Genomic DNA, 18,989 nt, shown 5'->3' with positions numbered 1-18,989 from the left:
AGAGGCTTGTCGAGAGACCGGTAATTTCTCTGGGGTCAGGCGGCGGGTAGAAGAGGCGGTTTGGGCTTGAATATTGGAGGCACGTTCAGTTCTGGTTGTCGGAAAGGCGCCCGCAGCCGGTTGCGAAGTTCGCCATTGATCTCCGCCGCCCGGACCTGCATGAGCATATGCGCACCGTGAAGCGACCAGCGCATCTGCTGCTTCTTGACCATACGTTTCCCGACGACTGAGTTCACCGCCGACTCGGCGAGAGTGGTGGCGATGCGAAGCCCGGTCCGGTAGCGCTTTCCATAGTTGACGATCGCGCCGCGGTTCGAACGGACATAGGTCAGGAGCTGCTCCCCGAGGCCGTGAAGCCGTGCGATCGAGAACGCGCCTTCCTTCAGTCTTGCTAGAAGTTGCTCCAGGTCGCGGATCGCGCGGCCGACCCGCCCATGCCACAGGCGCCACTTCACGGCTCTGATGTCCCTGTCGATGGTTGGAAGCGCTTCAAAGGGGCCTGATCGGGATCGTACGATGTGATCGGCGATCTGCTGCATGGGCTGGATCTTCATGGCAATATGAAACCAGTCGATGATGTGGGTCGTTGGTTTGGGCATGGCGCGGGGCAGCCGCTTTAGGATTTCGGCCCCGTCCGAGATCACCGTCACATCCCCAAAGCCGCGATACCCGACCTCCTGGAGAGAGTGAAGAGCACGATCGCGGATTGCCTGCTGGTCGGTGCTGCCGGTGACGAAATAGCGACCGCCCCTTTCGCCCCGTCCCCCGCAGCCGCATCTGGCCACGACGAGCTCGAAATTTCGCGCTGAATGTTGATCAGCGCTACGAACGTGCGCCCTATCAATGCTAATGACGAACTCTTTGCGCCGATCTCCGGGAAGCTGCATCTCAAGCTCGCATCGGTCATCCGTTTGGGACCTCGCGCGCCAAGTCTCCTGCATGACCTGGTCGTCGAGCCGCTTGCCGATCCTGATGGTATGCTTGCGCACGGTCGCATGCGTCTCAGTCGGTTCAGTGGGCAGGAAACCGGCCAGCACCTTCGCCGCCTGCCGGTAGGGCAGCATGCTTCCCAGCCGCGCCGTCAGTTCCATCAGCTCCGGTGTCGCTCGATCGGGACAAATTTCCTTCAATGGCGCAAAGGCAACGACCATGCCGGGGTAACACTCCCGGCACATCATCCAGCGAGGATTGCGAACCTCCACCGTGTCGAAGACGGTTCTGATCCGTCGCGTCGTGTAGTCCTTGACCGGCCGAAACGTATGGCAATCAGGGCAGACACGACGAAAGAGGGAATAGGTATTCGCCTCATGGTTCACGACCGCGCTCTGCAGCGCCGCCATGATTTTCCTGCCATCGTCGATCGATAGGCCAATCTCACCGTGGTACAGGCGCTCCCAGCTCTGCGATCCGGACTTCCCGGCGACAAACGTCGCCGAACTCGTTCTTCCCCTCGATCGTAACCGTCCATTCCACCGCCATCGCTTTGTCTCCGATCAAAACGATGATGATGGAATGCTCGAGCCCAACAACCGGTATTAGCAACCGCACTCAAGAGGGCTCCTTCCCCAACGTTACCAACCATGGGGGCTGCGTTTGGCACATTTTTGTGCAGGTGCGAAGAGCTAAATTCGCAATTGCGAGGTTGTTACGCGCCGACAGTCGCCGTCAGAATAAACTAAATCGGTTCAGCTGCTTAACCGGCGCACCTTTGCCAACCAGTCCGGTTCATGGTCATCGGCAAATCCAACCAGGAAAGGCAGATCGGGAGCCAAAGCCAAAGTCAAAGGGGTCCTGATCGTCGTAGTCGCTCAGACGAATGGTGATGTGCCGTCCAGAATTATCTGTCGTTGTCCGGAATTAAGCCGGGCTTAGAAGATCGTGTGCGGTACTGTGCGCGCACCGTTAAACTGTGTCGAGTTGCGGCGTGGCCGACTTGTCTCACGCTAGGTGGCGTCGCACACTGGTCCCGATTGTCGCTCGAATACCTGCTGATAGGCGACAGTGAAGCGCAGACCTTGGTCGATAGGGCTGCTCCGGTTTACCAATCCTGTCGTCTTCGGTTGACCAATCCGTTGTCGACCGTGGGCGGGTTGACCAATAAGGGCGGCTATATTCTACGCAAATCCAATCACTTAATGCCAATCCACAATTAACTGTCATTGAGGCCATTGGTAAACTCGGTCTTAGGATCGGAAACTCCCACCATCAGCCAGGAAACTCTCCTGTTTTCAATCACATAGGCCACCTACCAGCGACCCAAAATTCCGGACTGGTAAACCCCGTGAAATGCCAAATGATTCCGGACGTCACACCAGTGTGCCGTCCGGAATTATTTGTCGCTGTCCGGAATTAAGCCGGGCTGCGGAGGTCGTCTGCGGCATCGTTTCGGCGCTCGTGCAGAAGCCTGAGCACATCGCTGCCGCACGACATGCCGCGAAGCGTGGTCTCGATCCGGGGAAGTCGAATGCTGCCGAAGCCGCTGGTACCGGCGGCGCAGTTCTGGAGGAGGTGGCAAAGCGCGCGAAGGGAGGTGTTCTCACCGTAGGTGACAATCGCTTCGTAGGCGTCTACTCCCTCAACGTTGTGTTCGGCGCCGATCCTCACGCAATCCTCCCGCGTCGGCTGCCCGATCTCGAAACGCATGCCGATACGGCTTTCGATCTGATCCATAGCGTGGATATCACGCCTCGTGCCCGCTAACCGATGAGTGTTGCCGGCGAGCAGCAAAGCGAAGCCGCAGCGCTCCTGAAGATGCAGCAGCTCCCGCAAAACACTGGGTGTGAAGTTCTGATATTCGTCCACCAGCAACGGACGCGCCGGGCCGTATAGGGCGCCCAAAAAGTTCATGCAATCCTTCGCAAGATCGTATGTGTGCTTGCTGTCCTTTTGGACGCCGTAGGCGTCGTGCAGCATCAGGAACATCGGCCTGATGGCCTTGGTATGCTGCGCAACTTCGCAATAGGCAGCTCCGCTTTGGGCGGCTATCCAGTTGAGCGCTACGGTCTTTCCGAGTCCGGCTTTGCCGACCGCAAGCACCGGATATCGCATCTTGACTGCCGTATCGAAGGCAGCCCGCACGGTGAGCGCAGCGCGAGTTTCGATAAATGTCATCGGACGATCCTCTTCGCCAAGTCCATCTGAGCAGCTATGCGCTCATCCTCTTCGCGCCGGCGCTCTTCCGAGATTGAAGGCCTCTTTGGCATCACGATCCGCGCCGGCCGCTTCGTCGGATCGTACGAGACGATGCCGACAGGCTCGTTGGGGACCGTCTCAGGCTGGGCTTCGCCGCGGGCGATCAGGCGAGCAGCCACATCGATATCAGGCGCTGACCGATCGAGGTCACGCACCGCCTGCCGATGCACCTTCGCGCGTTCGGCTGATGTTTTTGGGCCGCGCTTGTCGAGCGGATGGAACTCGACATCGGGAGAGGCTATGCCAACCTGTTCACCACGCCGGTCAAGCAATAGCAACTCGGCCGGTGTGTGATAGGCCGGCACACGGACCCAAATCTTCTCGTACTGGTAAGCCTGCAATTCCGGGCATGTCCAATGACGGCCACCGACCGATATCGCACCCTGAACAACCGACCGCTCTTCGGTTCGCGCACATGCCGCGCGCACTTCATCGCGGTTCATCGCAGTCGGCGCCCATCCCGCCTCCAGGTGTTTGCGGAACGTGGCTTCAGGGGACAGGCCTTTGAGCGCGCTCTTCTCACCCTGCGCAGTGTGATTATAGGTGCGCACGAAGCCTTCTATGGCTGGCACCACGTCTTCGAACGCACCGAACGGAGCGACCGTCCGGCCGATCGCCTCCTGCTTCTTGCTCATTCGGTTGCCGCCGATGTGGCCGCGCGCCGTGCTGAAATAGCGCGTCTCCAGGTCACCGAATAAACGCTCAATCGGCTTTGCGGAGGCGTTGTAGGGCAAAGCATTGATGACGTGGGTTGATCGGGACGGGCCATGGAAGCCCGGCACGGTAAGCAGCATGGCATCGTCCAGAAAGGCGGCGAAGCCGAATTCTTTGCCGTTGTCGACATAGAGCGACTGCGGCATGCCCCACGCTTCGATCATGGCCGCGAAGACTTCGATCACGTCGCGGTTTTGCACGCCGCCGCGCTTTTCGAAAAAGATCAGCCCTATCCAGAGGCGCTGCGTCGCCCAGTCTAGGAAGCCGATCAGCCTAGCAGTGGCGACAATGCCGTCAGGACGAGTGAGGTGAATGTCGACAGGGTGAACATCGCCGACCACCAGTTCCATCGGCTGCATGCAGGCGACGGTGCGCCGGATACGCGGCCGGCGATCATCGTAAGCCTTATGGTCGCGCTTAAACCGGTGGACGTTTCGGAAGTGGAGTTCCGCTGAGACGAGGTCGGTTGGAACAGAACAAGCGCGCTCCATCACGTTAGGATCGCCGGGGCGGAAGCCCCAGGCCCGAGTCGCGTCGATCAGGAACTTCTCGGCTTCTTGCAGGGTGTGGCCCCACGACATGCCGCCTTTGAGCAGGCCGCGGATTTCCTGCTTTAGGTCCTCCGCGATCTTTGCCTTGGTGGATGCGTCGAACGGGACCAGCTTGTCCCACCTCCGGCTTACGACGACACGCTTCTTGCCCCTGTCCGATCGACCATGCCGTCCGACCTTCATGTCTTCGTCAAACCGTGCGGCATGGCGCTGCAGCGTCCGCAGGGAATAGCTGACCGCCGTGCCCTCCCAGTTCCGCGTTGGGTTGTCTGCTAGCTCGGCCAGGGCGTCGGTGCGGGCAGTCGATTTGACCGGATGCTGAAGCGCTGGCCTCAGGTAATCGAGCCACCACGTGTGCTCTGTCGTCCTGCCGGTGATTGATTTTGAGTGGTTTTCAACGAGGGTTTGAGAGACCTTTAAACGGTGCTGGTATTCGAGCGGCAGGGACGTGGAATTCACCTGATATTGCTCTCCGGCGTTCCCGCCGCGCCGACCATTGACCTTCCGCACTTCGAGCGAATTTTTTCGCCAGCGACGCCGACGAAGAGCGCGGTGAGCGACTTGCCGCCCAATGCCGACCAGCGCAGCAAACTCAACTGTGGTCAGCCACTCACTCATAGCTAGCAACCTGGCGTCGACGCGGGGCAATTCCTGAGAATTTTGTGGGGAAATGCTACATCGCGAACGTGTAGGCTATTTGACGATCGTCCCAGACCACCTCGCGGAGACAATATCAATGTCACCCCCGGCGAGTGCGGGCGCCACTCGCTCAATGAGGGTTACCAAACCTGTCGCTGGAGGTTACCAATGCGCGTGTTGGTTGGCCTTAGGTTCCCAATCGTGGCTGCAATAGTTCAATCAAAACATCCGCTTAAGGTCAGTCGGGAATTGATTGTCGTTGGGGCACATTGGTAACCTGTTGTCCAAAGGGCATTGGTAACCTCTTTGGAGGAAAGCGGCGGGATATCATCCACTTAGAAGTCCGGCCGACGACAGATAATTCTGGACTCTTGCCCCTCACGACGACAGATAATTCCGGACGTCATACCAGACTGCCAACTATGCGACTTTCGCGGCACAAAACGAGAACACGTCGACGCCGACATAACCGCCTCGTTACCAGATCACAGCGTCAGATCCGAGCCTCAAGCGAAAGCGCCTGAATGTCGGCGGTACACGCGATCTTGGCGGTGTGGCACTGCGGCCAGATCATGATGATCGCGCGATAGTGTGCTGCGACTTCAGGTTCCCCACGGCTGATTTGGACGGCAGGGGGAGGACTACATCCTCGTTATCCTTTGAGCCGTCGTGCCAGGCGCTTGACCGCGACGCGATCGGAATCAACGATGAGGAAGTACGGCGTCGGGTATCCCTCAACCCAGGTGCCAGAGACCCGTCCTTCGCCAATTTCAGAAATAATCAGTCCGATGGCGGGATTGAACCGGCGCAGCGACATGGCACTCTCAACATGCAAGGCAGGTACGTCGACGGAGTCCTTCTTCAAGACGAGAGGGATCAGCTGCAGTGCGTCGGCCACCGGATCGCTTCCCACACAAATCGGATCAAAGGTCAGGAACAAGTCCTCACGCACGTGTACGCGAGGCAATCGTTCCGAAATCGTGTGGGAAAGGCTCACGTAGTCGTCCTCAGCAAGGTCGGCGAGCGCTTCGGCGAGCTCGTCCGTCGACAGGCTCGGGAAGGCGGCGACCAGAGCATTCTCATCGAGGTTCCAGGGCAGGCCATCGACGGATGTCGTGCAAATCCATTTTCCCACTGCCGATCCCTCCGGGCTCAGATCACCGACGGTCTCTGTTGGTGAAGGCATCGCGTCCTCCTCGTCGTGGGCCGCCGGAGCTGGTAGCGACATGTCCGCCAGCATATCGTCGATGCGGCGGATAACCCTTCGGCAAAGCGCGGCGAACGAACGGATATCCGCTGCCACCAACTCGACTGTCTCGCCCAACTTCGCTTCCTTGGCGTGTTGCGTGAATTTGGCATCAACCACGCCAAGATTGTGCCCAATCAAATGGCGCTTTTGAATGTTGAGGGACAGCACCGCCAGCTCCTGCGCGTCGAGTTCCGCGAACGGATCGAACAAGAATTCGTCGAAGCGCTTTCGACCTTTATCAATGTTCTGAAAGTCGTTGACGACCGACTTAGCAGGCATCGATCCCAAAGGCCGATTGTGAATTCGATAGGCGTACGCTACCTTAAGCGTCGCCTCGAAGGCGGTGAGTACGTCCTCATGAGCATTGCCGAGCAGTCGATAGGCCAGCTCCTGACGATCCTTGCCCAACGCTTCCGCCAGATCGACCTGCTGGCCGACCAACTCGGCCTCACGAGAAAAGTGCAGCGCTAGGTTGGGCGCCCCGCAGTCCGGGCAAAATAGCGCAATCGCGAATACACCATAGTCCCGCCCGCAGCAGTCGCAAACCAGCAGACGCATGAGGTCACGGCGTCCGAAACGCGGCCTAGGTTTGCTCTGCCGGGGGGCCGGCTTGTAAGTGATCGACTTGCTGCCTCGCGCCACACCGGCCAGCATTTCCGATACCGCGTCTTGCATGTCCTGCAGGGCCGCTTGCTTCACAATCTTGACCGCCGCCTTGCGATCCTCGGGATGTGTGAACTGGGAATCGTCAGCCCTAATTCCGCTATAGGGGCAGACAGTCCCCGGAGTGCCGGCGGTATATTTCGTCCGCGCGGCTCTATCAGGATCCGCAGCGAAGCCGACGACAGTCTCGCCGAGTACAAAATGCCTCGGATGAGCGTCGACATTGGGTGAGTATCGATAGACCCTGCCGTCAGGCGTCCTGGGCACTGGGATGCTCAGCTGCATCTTCGTTCGCGTACCGCCCATGCGCATTTTTTCAAGTCGTTTCAGTCTCACCGCGCCCCCCTGCAACGGTATGATATCCACTTCTACACGATTCCGAGGCAGTGGCGTACCATCGTGCAAAGTACAACTGGGGCTCGCAGGCCCTGTTCCAAAATGCTCAGCGGGAGCCGCAGCAGCTACGATGAGAGCATGAGGACTGTGGGGCGATTGGTTGCGGAGACACGCTGGGCGGCCGGAGCCGAGCCACATAAAGTGTCTGTTTGGTCGGCCGCAACGTGACTGCCCCACAAAACCTCATGCTCCCCCCGGCCGACCTGTCGTCCTCGTACACGTGGCCGTGCCACCAGCACCAGCAGCACCTTGTCGAGGGACACTCGGCATGGTCATCATGATGATCATCGGGCACACACAGGGCGTGTTACGGGGTGTCATGAAGACCACGGGAAAGGAGTGGCCAGTCCCTGAACGACTAAAGGCGCAGCCTTTAGAGCCACGCCTAGCCATAGGTAGTTCGTTTAGACTCTCCAAGTGCCATGGCAAGACCCATGGGCTCGCGACACCATTGTGCCTCCACTCAGCGAGTAGAGGTGTTATAGAGCGGATACGAGTGCATTGCAAGAGGGGAGCGCATGTCCAGCATTACGAAGAGGCACATACCTACCAGAGAGTTGCTAGGTGAGTACCTCACCTTCGTACCCCGTCCCCACTTCGAAGTGGACATGCGTACCCTGAACCCCACCCTCTTACGGGATAGCATACGGGAGGGAGTGCAGGTGCGCCGCCTGCAGGCAGTACCAGTAGACCAGCAGCGCCAGATAATCCACCGCATATACACACGGAAGGTCAAGGAGTTCTCCTCGATCTACCCCTTCGTATTCGCCGTAGAGAACAGCCTGAGGTCAGTGTTGGCCGACTACCTCGAGGACAGGTTCGGCAGGATGGACTGGTGGACCATCATCAGGGACGGCCGGGACGCAGGACAGACCTACCAGAATTTCCCCAACATTCGAGGCGTGGTCATCAACCCCGGCTTCGTCAAGGCCGTCTGGAAGGTGTTCGACGACATGATCAGCGCTACGCTGATTCACAAGGTCACGGGACCCGACAAGAGCGACGAGTTCTACTATTGTCTTACGCTCGGAGAACTCTGGAGCATCATCAAGGCGGACTGGGGCTTGATGCGGGGCATGTTTTGCGCCAACGCGGAGCTGGGATTCAACCTCGACAAGACCGTGTTCGACGACACGTTACGGGTCATCAAGGAAACCCGGAACGAGCTCTTCCATAGCAATCCCATCAAGGACCGTAAGAAGGTCGTCGAGGCTTGCGAGCGCATACTTAATGCGCTCCAGTTCCATCTCGGCGACTATGACGCCGACCTGGGCGCCGCCCAATGCTCGCAGATTCCGCCGACAGTCAACCGCGCGCAGCGACACGTCATCCCAGCTCGATAGATTTTCTCTCACGACATGGTGTGTGACGACCCGGAGCCGAAGGTCGTCACGAGGATCGTCGAACGCAAATCCGATGTCCCCCTTTCGCTGTTCGACTGCATGCCGGAAGCAGTGGCGACGGAGGTCTGTGGACCCAGCGGGACGTTGCGCTGAATCTCGAGCGGCTAGGGCTGGCGGGTCAGGATGGCCGGACCCGCCTCGCTAAAGTCAGGAAGCTGCTGGCTGACCGCTAGGTCGTAAGGCGGCGTTCCTGTTCGGCGGCGAGGATGGCCGCCAGCTCGGCGAGTGCGGCATCGGTCAGGTGCCGGACCAGAAGCTCAGTCGCCAGCGGCTCGGCAAGAACGGTCTCTCCGGCCTGTCCGGGAATCCGGAAAGGCGTGCCTGACGTGAAAACTTGGTCGTCGAGGATTTTCCGCGATCCGGACGAACGGATCGCACCGAGCATGCTTTCGACCATGAACGCGGTCGCTTCCCCTGCGAGCTGGCGGAGTCCGTGATGCTCTGCGTGTTCCTGACCGAATCGCTCGACCATCTCGCCGGACAGCGCTGCTACGGGCTTCTCGCCATTCATAATGCGGCGCCGCATCTCCGGGAGGATCGGCGATTCCTCTGCGAGGGCCAGGAGCGCATTTCCATTCTTTAACTTCGCAGCCCTGCTGCGGATTCGTTTCGGCCATTCGGTTGACATGCCGCTTGCCTTTCGGACATCACAGCAGTGATGTCTCTTGTTGGAATGGGCAGGGACATATGATGCCCGGGGTGAGGTGTCAACAGTCATCTCTGTGAGACAGGTCTCGAAGTGCATCGGCCTTTCTGATCTCTGCCTCAATGTCGATACCCGAACGACAGCTTCTGCGTATCATCAATGAAGAATTTCGAATTACCAGTCGGGGATGGTGAGCCGTTCGTATAAAAAATAGCAAAAAAAGCGGGTTTTCTGGTGCGCATGCCATTCGATGGGACCACCAGCCAGCTCTATCTGGATTTGCTAAGCAAACAGATCCGCAACGGCGAGCTCTTCACGAGCAGCTTTAAGAGGCTTGGGACGCGCCACTGTCGCCCGCGAGCTCTCACCGGTACCTGGGAGCATTACTGATGCGCGAACGACACCTGACGAAGGAAGCTGCCACTTGGGCGGGAAGAACAGCTCGATATCTCCTCGTGACCCCGAGTATTTCGCTTTGATCCGGCTGCGCGCGCTGGTCAGTTCAGGAACTGCTTCGCGACAATATTTGTCGAGTTCGCAGAATAGGCCCTGGCAGTCGATACCGTGCAGCCTGCGGCCGAACAAACCGCGGAAGGGCAGCTCCAGGCGTCGAAATTCCTCGTCCTGTCGGTCAACCATCCAGAGGATAGTATCCGCTGGCGAGTAATCACCCAGATCAGTGAAGGCCTTCTTCAGGCCACGCAGCGCGCCTGGACCCGCCTGGGTATAGTCGTTCTCGCTGAAGTCGAGCAGCTCCGAGTAATTGAGGTCAATCGCGGTCTGATAGGCCATGAACGGTCCCATCAACGGAAAGCTCTGCAACAGTTCGACCACCGCTTTGAGGGATGGTGCCTGCAGCACCCGCTCGGCACAGGCATGATCGAGGAACATGTACTTGAACAGCGCAACGTGGTTACGGTGCTTCTCGTCGAAACCGAACGCCTTATTGGCGCAGAGGATAAACGCGCCGGTATAGAGCCCGCCGTTCCGTGCCTTGACCCGATCCAGAGCCTGCTCGAATTCGCCTGAGCGCAAATGATCGAGGCGAGGTGCCCCACCAAGTTCATAGGCAACGGACTCCCAAGTCGCGATGTTGCTAAAGGTGCGGAATGCGGTGATCTGGAACACCCGGTCGCGAGCGGTGGTTTCGGCGTCCTGGCCGTACGCTACGTCCTTGATCATGAACTGGGAGACACGGTCAGCCGCCCGGAAGACGTTGCAGAACTTGTAAATCTGCAGGATCGGGTCAAACGTCCAAGGTTGGCTCTTGCCGGCCAGGCGCGCCTCGAAGGCGGCTTGCCGCCGTGAGGCGAACGTCCAGTACAGCTCGTACACGCCCTTGCGGGCCTGGGGCGGGGTACGTCGGATGAAGGGGGTCGGGGACGAGTTCATAGCTGCCTCAAGAATACACCAGTGCCGTGCAGATTGAAGTATCGCGTGTCGGCCGCGAGTTTTTTTGCGGCTATTCTCTCACCTATCGTGTCGATGTGGCGGTCGTGTCCGGTCCAATGGTCGAAAACGATCGCACCCCCGATTTGAGTCTTCTCCGCTATGACACGAATAACCGCTTCCGCCGACGTGAAATTGTCGGTATCCACGAAAGAAAGCACCAAGTCTTCTGCGGCAAGGCGTGACACGGACTCCACCACGTCGCCCTTGACCACCTCTACGTTGCGGCGGGCGAACACGGCTCTTACCATTTCCACGTCCAGGTACACGCAATCGGGATGACTATACATGTCGAGCGGGCTGCGCTTGTCTGGGAAACCGCCGAACGTGTCGAATCCGTACACCTTCCAATCCGCCCCGAGTGCCTCAATGAAGCGCGAGATCAGCATGGTAGTTCCGCCCTTGAACATGCCGAACTCCGCCACGCACCCCTTGAGGCCCCGGCGGTGCGCGTTCTGTAGGCACTGATAGATATGAACGAGGCAGTGCCGGTAGCCGTTGGCGAAGGACGGAATGAAGACGTCGCGCCTGATCTTGTCAAAAACGGGATCCCTGAATTCAAAGTGCGAGAAGCCGCCGATGACGATTTTCGTCTTGGCCGGCAGCGTTAAAGCGATGGCTTCGAGGATCGATTCCTTCCCTGCGTCCTCGGCGATGACCACGATGTCGGGATGGTGGGCGGGCAGGTCTTCAAGGGGCTTAACCGACGCCCCGCCTTGCCGGGCAAAGATGCCGATCAACTCGGCCGCACCGCGGGTGAGGATCGGGTCCGCCGCAATGTCGAAGGCAGCCGCGGACCAACCGGCAATGGCCACCCGCGAGCCCGGCTCGCGTTCGGTGACGGCCTCGCGCAGCTTCAGCTTGAGTTTTGAGAGGTCTTCGGGGCTCATGCGGAGGTTCCGGATTGGAGAAAGGCGGTCAGGGCCTGCCTGTTGCCGTGAACAAGCAATGCGAGCAATTCGGTCGCGTGTTCCGAGAGGGTGGTCGCAAGCGCGAGCCTTTCCTCGGGCTCAGCACGATCTTCGGCCCCATGCCAGCAAGCGTCAAAAGCCGTGTTTACGTCCCTGATGATCTCGGCGATTGGGCGGGTGGGTGGATTCAGCTCCAGCCGGTCGAGCAACGTGTCGAAGTTCTGCTCATGGCTACTGAGCGGGACGGGCGCGTCCGCCGGCACTAGCGCGCCGGCAGGCAGGCTCTCGGCAAGGAACAGGCGGTACTTCTCGACGTAGACGAGCAGGTCGACAGCGGTGTCTAGGCCCGTCTCGCCGGCAAGCCCCGCACCGGTCGCCGACAGTGTGTCGAGTCTGTCCACCTTGCGGGCAATGTTCGGCTGGATGCTGACCAGCTCCCCCCGCTTTTTCCAGGCTCCGCCATAGGCGCGATCCTTCTCGGCATGCAGCCTTTTGACCGCAGCCTTGAAGTCACCGACCATGTCGGCGCTGCGGCGCGAACACGCGGCGAGGAAATCGGCAATAGGCCGCTGCGGGACCGCATGCAGCAAACCGGGATATTTGCGGGCGTACTGCTCGTATAGCGCAGCCACGTAGTCGCAGGCAGGCAACCGCGCCAGTTCACGGGCCAAGCGCTCTCCGCCCCACAGCGTGTGCGCCTGGGCTACATGGACCAACGTCAGGCCGCTGTCGAGCAGCGGGTCACCGATCTCACCGAAACTTCCAAGCGGCGCGTCGGGCCGCGCGGACATCTCGGCCTCAAGCGCAAACCAGCGGTCGAGTTTCGTCTGGAACGCATCCCACGGCGTCGCGAACTCCGCCCGGCCTAGGCCAAAATCATAGGGCGAAAGTCCCTGGAAGCCGGTCACCATCTGTCCGCCGCGCTCGAAATGGTCGGCATAGATGTGGAACGACATAGCAAGATAATCGGCTTGGCCGACCTGCGCGTTCACCCAATAGGCCAGCATCTCATGCAGGATGCTCCACTCGAAAGCGTTGACCCCCGAAAAGCCCCACCACACGTCGTTGCTGCGCAAGGTGGCGCACATGTGCAGCCGGTCATCGCGGATTATCCAGCCCAGCCAGTTGTTGCAGGGAATGTCCTTGGAGGGCTCGTAGTCCCGGGCGGGGTCGAACAGAGCCATGACTGCTTGACGACTTGTGCGTTCGGTGGAAAGGAGCCTGCGCACCGCGTCGACCTGGTCGACGCCGCTCCAGCGCCGCAGGCGCGGGCCGTAGGCACCCCGCCAGGTCTGGCCGTCATCGGAGAACTGCGGTGCGCGCGACAGATATTTCTTGAGCCAAGCTATGTCATCGCGACCGGCAAGGACCCACATGCTCTCAGCGAACTGGGCCGCAACATCGTTGTGGCGCCTGGGAGCGAACAAATAGCGCTCCAGCGGCCGTTCTAGCCGGGTGGTCCTGGCGATCAGTTCCTTCGTCTGGCGCTCTTTGACAAAGACGTTGGCTCCGTCGAGAAGGAGTTCCTCAACGCTCTGGACAAGAGCAAAACTAATGTTTCGGTAGGAGGGCATGTCGATTCCGGCGTTTTACTTTTTGAGTGGACTTGAGCCGAAAAACCGCGAAGAATCACACAAACTCTAGAATCGGAGGTTACGTTGGACTTCAATAAAGTAAAGGCCTATGTTTGCCCAGTTCCTGCGCATGCCAAGCAAATAGAGGTTATCAAGAGTAAAATCGTCAAGGCCGGAGGCCTGTTGGTCTGTGACGAAAAGACCGACCTCTCGGACTACCAATCCTGTGTCGACCAGTGCGACGTTGTGGTGATCCTGATCTGCCCGGAGACCGAGGCCGAGGACTATGTCGGCGTCATCGTCTACGCTGGCAGGACTGGCAAGCAGGTCATCGGGGTCTGGCCTGAAGGCCAGACGTCCGGGACGATCCCCGCAGCCATCAACCGCGAGGGCGATGGTGTTGAGACGTTGGACGACCTGACGAAGGCAAGCCCCGCCAAGGAGCCGGTGTGGCAGTTGCCGGACGGCAAACAGCGCGAGAAACAGAAGACGCCCCGGCATAAGGGCTAGCCGAGATGCTGTTTTCCTATGTCGTTCGCTGGGATCATGGCTTTGCCCCCAACCCCTTCCATGGGGTCTGCAGCCTTGCCACCTGCAAACCCGGCATCCGCAGGAAAGCCGTGGTTGGCGACTGGGTGCTAGGCACCGGACCGTCGAAGCGTGGATGTGCGGACCGGGCCGTGTTCCTGATGCGGGTGGATGAGATCACGACCTTTGACCAGTACTGGCGCAACCCGGAGTTCGCAAGAAAGCGGCCGGTCCTGAACGGCAGCTTCAAGGTCCGGTTTGGCGACAACATCTACCATCACGAGGTGCCCGGCGGGCCTTGGATCCAGTCCGACTCCCGCCACAGCCAGGATGGTGCCGTCGCCAACATGAAGAATCTGGTGCGGGATACCGCAACGACGGACAAGGTGCTGCTTTCGAGGCACTTTTCGTATTGGGGCGATCAGGCACCGAAAATTCCAGCCAGGTTCGCACGGTTCCATATTGGCCGGCCGAACTATGCCTATAACTACTCCGACCAGGACGTTGCCGATTTCCTCGCCTGGGCCAACGGGTTTCATCAGCATGGCCGCGTTGGCGATCCGATCGAATGGGCCTGGTCGAGATACTGGCGATAGGGGCTGGCAGCGGCCAAAAAAGGGGGTACTGCTGAAACCATGAACGGCGCTAACAGCCGCGAGGCGGCGGCTTCGCCCGCCCTACCCCCGCGGCGTGCTGTTACCGGTTCAGATCAGGCGCTGGCGCTCCGGTGAAAAACGCTTGGCGCTCGACGCAAAGTCAAGAGGGTCGGCAAGCACTTGGTTGGGATGAGCTGCGATCTGGGGTGCGAGCCAGTCGATGAGTGGCTTGGCCTGGACCGCGTCGAACCGACGATAGTCGCGCGGATTGCGCGTATAGGCCAGCGCATCGCGGATGGGGCGCGGCACAGGCGGGGCCAAGGCCCCGAAATAGACGAACCGGTCGGAGAGCAGCACCCGATTGATCCGCGTGTCATGCGCGGTGTTGAGCAGACATTGCGTGCCATCGACCTGGCTGTGGACCGAGTTCTCCTGAAGCCAGGGCGTCGCTGGCTTGTCGCGATGGTAGATGTTGTCGCCAACCTGCTTCTTGGCTGTTCCATTGCGCACTGGGCGCCGCGTGATGAAATCCGGATGCGCCCAATAGTCGTCGAAGCTGGTGTCCCGCGTAACGACCATTGCGAAGACACAGCGCATGGCGGGGCTGATCTTGACACCGGTCAGTCCGATGATCCAGTCGCCCGCTAGGGCTTTCTCGCGGATCTTGGGCTTGCAGCAGGCCAAGCTGCACAGTCCGCCGAACGGATTGGGCGCAAAACCCAGATCATAGCTCACAGCATAGATATAGACGCTCGCCATCAGGCAGCGCAGCTGCTGCGGGGCGTATCGTTAGCAGGCGGGCGCGGCGCGCCGTCGGGCTTCTCGAACGGATCGCACTTGCCCTCAATGGCTTCGATCACATTCGCCGAGTTCCAGCTGACCAGGGCGTCGCCATATTTGTTGAAGGCGTCAGGCACGTCGTTCTCGGTGCCGCCGCGCTCATACACCCCAACAATGCGCTTGCCGAGTGCGTTCGCCTTCTTGATCTCCCAGTCGACCCAAGGGCGCTTGTGCGTATCCCTGCCGATCAGCACCACAACAGTCGATGCCCAGGACATTTTCATGCGCAACAAACGCTTGAGCGTGCGCTCGGGAATGCGTCCTTCATCGAGGCGGCGCTGGTTGGCCGGCTTGGAGCGAATCGAACTGTTGCGGATTTCGTAACCGGAGCGCGCGAGCATGCGCGTGAGGGCCGTGACATGCACGTCATCGGCGTGATGATGGCTGACGAAAACGTGGCGACGATTGCTCATTTCAACCCCATCGAAAGAATCTATATCGCTCCAAAATAGGATCGCCGGGCGAAAATTTCAATAAAGTGTACCCCTTTCGTTCCTGCGCGACAAGCGAACCCACTGTCCTAATGATAGGGAAATCGCGTGCACTTGCCACTCTGGCCCTTCACTCCACAGGGCGGTATGTGCAGGAACAAGGTAATCTGAGGGGGACATATGATGTCGGGTTATCACGGGGCGCTTCCATCTGTGCGCCGCAAGGTGTTTGTCAGCTACCATCATCGCGGGGATCAGCGACATTATGATGCGTTCTCGGCCGCGTTCCACGACTCGCTGCAGCTCCTCACCGACAATTCGCTTGAACGGCGGATCGATAGCGCCGACCCCTCCTATATCATGCGGCGCATACGCGAATCTCATCTTCATGGCAGTTCCTGCACCATCGTGTTGTGTGGCGCAGACACTTGGCGCCGCAAATATGTGGACTGGGAGATCAAGGCGTCACTCGATCAGCAGATGGGCTTGGTCGGCATCTGGCTGCCGACCTTGCCGCTGGTGGGGGACGGAACCAACAAGCCCGATCGCCTGCAGGACAATATCGACGCCAACTATGCGGTGTGGATCCGCTGGACGAATATCATCGCCGATTATCGGCAACTCATGAATGCAATCGAGGCAACACTGGTCAAACCTCGATCTCTGATCATGAACAACCGCGCGTTGATGTCCTACAATCGGTGAGCAAGACCATGATATGCAGAACGCTCGGCAGGAGGCGTTGCCAATGATCGACCTCGTAAGACTCCATGTAGTGTGGGATCAGCGCTCGGCTGAAGGCGCACGGGTCGCCGAGCGAATCTCGCGTCATTTCGACGGTATCGGCATGGAGCGGGACGGCGTTGCACACCGCGTGCCAGTGCGGTTTGCCAGCACGCCCTGGTCGGACGCATCGCCGCTACCCCGGGCGATCAATCTCACGCGCGCGCGCCACAATGCCATTGTCCTCTTGCATGACGAGGAGATGCATGAACATCGCCACGCCTGGAACGCCTGGGCGTCCGATCTGCGCGCCAGCATGGCCGCGCGGGGCGAACAGGATCTTTACATCCCCTTTGGCAGCCCGAACGGCGAGCCGCCGCTTGTCCAAGACGCGGCCAACCACATCCAGTATCAGCGCCGCAAGAAATGGCACGAACTGGCCAACGACGAAGCCCGCGACCAGCGCTTATTGCTGCTGCTCTTGATCTGCGTGCGTGAGCATTTGCGCAAGTTGGTTGGCAAGACGCAGAAGGAACCGATCTTCGTCAGCCACGCCAAGGCGGACGGCGACAAGAGCGCTCGTGCGATCGTCGATTTCATCAACATGACCAAAGACGGCGTTCCGCTCGAAACCTTCTATGACGCGACCGAGCTCATGCCGGGCGAGAATTATGAGGATCGCTTCAAGGAGGAGATAGGCCGCGGCACGCTGCTGGCGATTGTCTCGGATGTCTATGATTCGCGGCCCTGGTGCGTGTTCGAGCTCACTCAGGCCAAGCGCTGGCGGCGCCCGATCGTGCTCGCCGATGTCGGAGGCAGAAGAATCAGCCGCACCTATCCGTATGGCGCCAATGTGCCCCGCGTGCGGGTGAGGCCCGATACAGGCGATACCAGCTGGATCGAGCTGTTGCTGGTCGAGACAATGTCGGAAGGGTTGCGCTGCGACCTGTTTGAGCAGCAGGCCACCGAAGCCTCGCCGACCGATACGCTGGTGCTGCCCAGACCGCCCGAGCTTTTCGACATTATCCATCGCGACGCTCTTCCGAGTCGTATCGTCTATCCCGATCCACCGCTCGGCGATATCGAGACCGATCTGCTGCGGCGCGCGCTTGCAGCGACCGCGCCCGCGACACGCATGGTCACGCTTGGAGAAATCACATGAGCGCGCTCGATGGCCGGCTGGTTGCAGTCTCGGTCAGCGACGCGCCCGACCGTGCTAGGCTCGGCTTCCCCCAGCGTGAGATCGACCGGGCGGTACTTTCGATCTGCACCGCGCTTGTGCGCTCTGGCGCCGACATCGGCTATGGGGGCAATCTCGAACCAGATGGCTATACTTTTAAGATTTTCCGTCACCTGGCGGGCGCCTATGCCGGCACCCGCGATGCGCCGTTCCACCATTTCATCCCCGAGCCTGTGGCGCGGTTGACACCCTATGAGGACCTCTACGCCATCCTGAACGAGGGGCGCAGCACAGTGCGGACGGCTATTGCTCGCGGGGACGCATTCGTTGCCGCCCGACCCGGCGGTGGTGGCATCCGGCTCGGCGAGGAGATCGTAAAGAACCATGCGCAGCTTGTCGCCTGGTTTGCCGCAGTTCCAAACCTCTCGCCCGCACAAGCACACAGCGGTGCGCGGCGTATGGTGACGGCCCGCGCCGATGCGCGCGTGATCTTGGGCGGCAAGATGGGAGTGCTGGCCGATCCGGCCGATGCCTATGACGGGGTGATGCCGGGGATCGTCGAGGAGGCGGTGTTGACACTGGATGCGGGCAAGCCGCTGATCGTCCTCGGCGCGTTTGGCGGTGCAGCGCGCGATGTCGCCATCGCGCTTGGCCTGATGGATCTCGCCGGCAAGGTGCCACGAACTGAGCAGCAAGCAAGCTATGCGCCCGCTATCGAGCAGGTGGAAAGCCTTCGCCATCGCATCCCCGGCGGGCTTCGCAGCGCGCTCGGCGCTATCGTTGACGATGATCGGGCTGAGCAAACCGCGTTTCGGGCTGCATTACTGCTCGAGCAGTGGCTGGCCATTGTTTGAGCACGCACCAGCACGGCGTGCGACCCGTGCGAACTCTTGGCGCAGCGCCCTCGTGCCGCCTATGAAAACTGTGCTACTTTCTGGCCAGCTACGTCACTCTGGCCACCTCCATCGCGCCAACAGTCGGAACCGATGTTTGACTTGTCGGACAGCTAGTTTGTTGCGCATTGCTAATATTCAATCCAGTCGGCCGGAACGTCCTCTGTGGATGGCTCCCGCATTGCAAGGGGTGATTTGACGTTTTTGACGATTGGGTCAGGTGCAGTCTTCTGTCCGGCCTGTTGATGCAGTCGTTCATGTTGACCGCTGGCCTTGATGGTATCCGCGAGTCAGGTCCCACTCTGCTTTGCGGGCAATGACGCCCACGACATTCGCACGGGTTATCCCAGCTCCCGGTATGACCGGTTCGCCATCACATCTCATCGCCCTTGCAACTGGTGAACTTCCTTT

Annotated in this window: 15 protein-coding genes and 1 pseudogene; 6 read left to right on the top strand and 10 right to left on the bottom strand. The window is 59.8% G+C overall.

The window, feature by feature from the left end; all coding sequences use genetic code 11:
• Window positions 1-35: 35 nt before the first annotated feature.
• The 4 genes and pseudogenes from AC1D0N_RS29205 to AC1D0N_RS29190 form a co-directional block, all read right to left on the bottom strand.
• Window positions 36-1,479 (bottom strand): annotated as a pseudogene (locus tag AC1D0N_RS29205) (ISKra4 family transposase).
• Window positions 1,480-2,349: 870 nt separating this feature from the next.
• Window positions 2,350-3,111 carry an AAA family ATPase gene (locus AC1D0N_RS29200; protein WP_477249812.1) on the bottom strand — a complete coding sequence of 254 codons (762 nt, stop codon included), beginning with the start codon at window positions 3,109-3,111 and terminating at the stop codon, window positions 2,350-2,352.
• Window positions 3,108-5,075 carry a hypothetical protein gene (locus AC1D0N_RS29195; protein WP_477249811.1) on the bottom strand — a complete coding sequence of 656 codons (1,968 nt, stop codon included), beginning with the start codon at window positions 5,073-5,075 and terminating at the stop codon, window positions 3,108-3,110. Before AC1D0N_RS29195 ends, AC1D0N_RS29200 begins: the two co-directional genes overlap by 4 nt.
• A gap of 673 nt (window positions 5,076-5,748) precedes the next feature.
• Window positions 5,749-7,344: a hypothetical protein gene (locus tag AC1D0N_RS29190; RefSeq protein WP_477249810.1), complete on the bottom strand. Its 1,596-nt coding sequence runs from the start codon at window positions 7,342-7,344 to the stop codon at window positions 5,749-5,751.
• 578 nt (window positions 7,345-7,922) lie between these two features.
• Between AC1D0N_RS29190 and AC1D0N_RS29185 the strand changes: the two genes are divergently transcribed.
• Window positions 7,923-8,747 (top strand): hypothetical protein, encoded by an 825-nt coding sequence (locus tag AC1D0N_RS29185; RefSeq protein ID WP_477249809.1) that lies wholly within the window; start codon window positions 7,923-7,925, stop codon window positions 8,745-8,747.
• Window positions 8,748-8,976: 229 nt separating this feature from the next.
• On the opposite strand, the gene AC1D0N_RS29180 is transcribed toward AC1D0N_RS29185, so the two are convergent.
• From AC1D0N_RS29180 to AC1D0N_RS29165, 4 genes are all read right to left on the bottom strand, one after another.
• The gene (locus AC1D0N_RS29180; RefSeq protein WP_477249807.1) at window positions 8,977-9,435 is read right to left on the bottom strand and encodes a hypothetical protein; all 459 of its coding nucleotides are present in this window, start codon (window positions 9,433-9,435) and stop codon (window positions 8,977-8,979) included.
• A 300-nt stretch (window positions 9,436-9,735) separates the two neighbouring features.
• On the bottom strand, window positions 9,736-10,845 hold the full coding sequence (locus AC1D0N_RS29175; protein ID WP_192179981.1) for a nucleotide kinase domain-containing protein: 1,110 nt from the start codon (window positions 10,843-10,845) through the stop codon (window positions 9,736-9,738).
• Window positions 10,842-11,792, bottom strand: a complete 951-nt coding sequence (locus AC1D0N_RS29170) for a TylF/MycF/NovP-related O-methyltransferase (protein ID WP_477249805.1) — start codon at window positions 11,790-11,792, stop codon at window positions 10,842-10,844. The genes AC1D0N_RS29175 and AC1D0N_RS29170 overlap by 4 nt, the downstream gene beginning before the upstream one ends.
• Window positions 11,789-13,387, bottom strand: coding sequence for a thymidylate synthase (locus AC1D0N_RS29165; protein WP_477249803.1), 1,599 nt, complete (start codon window positions 13,385-13,387; stop codon window positions 11,789-11,791). Before AC1D0N_RS29165 ends, AC1D0N_RS29170 begins: the two co-directional genes overlap by 4 nt.
• An 84-nt stretch (window positions 13,388-13,471) precedes the next feature.
• On the opposite strand from AC1D0N_RS29165, the gene AC1D0N_RS29160 reads away from it, so the two are divergent.
• Window positions 13,472-13,897: a hypothetical protein gene (locus AC1D0N_RS29160; protein ID WP_477249802.1), complete on the top strand. Its 426-nt coding sequence runs from the start codon at window positions 13,472-13,474 to the stop codon at window positions 13,895-13,897.
• Between the two features lie 5 nt (window positions 13,898-13,902).
• A complete protein-coding gene (locus tag AC1D0N_RS29155) occupies window positions 13,903-14,511 on the top strand; it encodes an Nmad2 family putative nucleotide modification protein (protein WP_192179977.1) in 609 nt (202 codons plus the stop codon).
• Between the two features lie 108 nt (window positions 14,512-14,619).
• On the opposite strand, the gene AC1D0N_RS29150 is transcribed toward AC1D0N_RS29155, so the two are convergent.
• On the bottom strand, window positions 14,620-15,270 hold the full coding sequence (locus tag AC1D0N_RS29150; protein ID WP_477249801.1) for an Nmad2 family putative nucleotide modification protein: 651 nt from the start codon (window positions 15,268-15,270) through the stop codon (window positions 14,620-14,622).
• A complete protein-coding gene (locus AC1D0N_RS29145; RefSeq protein WP_477249799.1) occupies window positions 15,270-15,764 on the bottom strand; it encodes a TIR domain-containing protein in 495 nt (164 codons plus the stop codon). Before AC1D0N_RS29145 ends, AC1D0N_RS29150 begins: the two co-directional genes overlap by 1 nt.
• Before the next feature lie 201 nt (window positions 15,765-15,965).
• On the opposite strand from AC1D0N_RS29145, the gene AC1D0N_RS29140 reads away from it, so the two are divergent.
• The 3 genes from AC1D0N_RS29140 to AC1D0N_RS29130 are packed head-to-tail and all read left to right on the top strand — an operon-like array spanning window position 15,966 to window position 18,539.
• Window positions 15,966-16,487: a TIR domain-containing protein gene (locus AC1D0N_RS29140; RefSeq protein WP_192179974.1), complete on the top strand. Its 522-nt coding sequence runs from the start codon at window positions 15,966-15,968 to the stop codon at window positions 16,485-16,487.
• 43 nt (window positions 16,488-16,530) lie between these two features.
• Window positions 16,531-17,667, top strand: a complete 1,137-nt coding sequence (locus AC1D0N_RS29135) for a hypothetical protein (protein ID WP_477249798.1) — start codon at window positions 16,531-16,533, stop codon at window positions 17,665-17,667.
• Window positions 17,664-18,539, top strand: a complete 876-nt coding sequence (locus tag AC1D0N_RS29130) for a hypothetical protein (RefSeq protein ID WP_477249796.1) — start codon at window positions 17,664-17,666, stop codon at window positions 18,537-18,539. Before AC1D0N_RS29135 ends, AC1D0N_RS29130 begins: the two co-directional genes overlap by 4 nt.
• Window positions 18,540-18,989 lie beyond the last annotated feature (450 nt).

The organism is Mesorhizobium sp. P2_E10 (assembly GCF_056404235.1).
Note: the sequence above shows the minus strand (reverse complement) of the source record. Positions and strands in the feature narration are given on the sequence as shown.

Coding starts and splice junctions, on each gene's coding strand:
- AC1D0N_RS29130 (WP_477249796.1), top strand. CDS start 17,664: ATGAGCGCGCTCGATGGCCGGCTGGTTGCAGTCTCGGTCAGCGACGCG.
- AC1D0N_RS29150 (WP_477249801.1), bottom strand. CDS start 15,270: ATGGCGAGCGTCTATATCTATGCTGTGAGCTATGATCTGGGTTTTGCG.
- AC1D0N_RS29180 (WP_477249807.1), bottom strand. CDS start 9,435: ATGTCAACCGAATGGCCGAAACGAATCCGCAGCAGGGCTGCGAAGTTA.
- AC1D0N_RS29195 (WP_477249811.1), bottom strand. CDS start 5,075: ATGAGTGAGTGGCTGACCACAGTTGAGTTTGCTGCGCTGGTCGGCATT.
- AC1D0N_RS29200 (WP_477249812.1), bottom strand. CDS start 3,111: ATGACATTTATCGAAACTCGCGCTGCGCTCACCGTGCGGGCTGCCTTC.
- AC1D0N_RS29145 (WP_477249799.1), bottom strand. CDS start 15,764: ATGAGCAATCGTCGCCACGTTTTCGTCAGCCATCATCACGCCGATGAC.
- AC1D0N_RS29135 (WP_477249798.1), top strand. CDS start 16,531: ATGATCGACCTCGTAAGACTCCATGTAGTGTGGGATCAGCGCTCGGCT.
- AC1D0N_RS29170 (WP_477249805.1), bottom strand. CDS start 11,792: ATGAGCCCCGAAGACCTCTCAAAACTCAAGCTGAAGCTGCGCGAGGCC.
- AC1D0N_RS29175 (WP_192179981.1), bottom strand. CDS start 10,845: ATGAACTCGTCCCCGACCCCCTTCATCCGACGTACCCCGCCCCAGGCC.
- AC1D0N_RS29165 (WP_477249803.1), bottom strand. CDS start 13,387: ATGCCCTCCTACCGAAACATTAGTTTTGCTCTTGTCCAGAGCGTTGAG.
- AC1D0N_RS29140 (WP_192179974.1), top strand. CDS start 15,966: ATGTCGGGTTATCACGGGGCGCTTCCATCTGTGCGCCGCAAGGTGTTT.
- AC1D0N_RS29185 (WP_477249809.1), top strand. CDS start 7,923: ATGTCCAGCATTACGAAGAGGCACATACCTACCAGAGAGTTGCTAGGT.
- AC1D0N_RS29155 (WP_192179977.1), top strand. CDS start 13,903: ATGCTGTTTTCCTATGTCGTTCGCTGGGATCATGGCTTTGCCCCCAAC.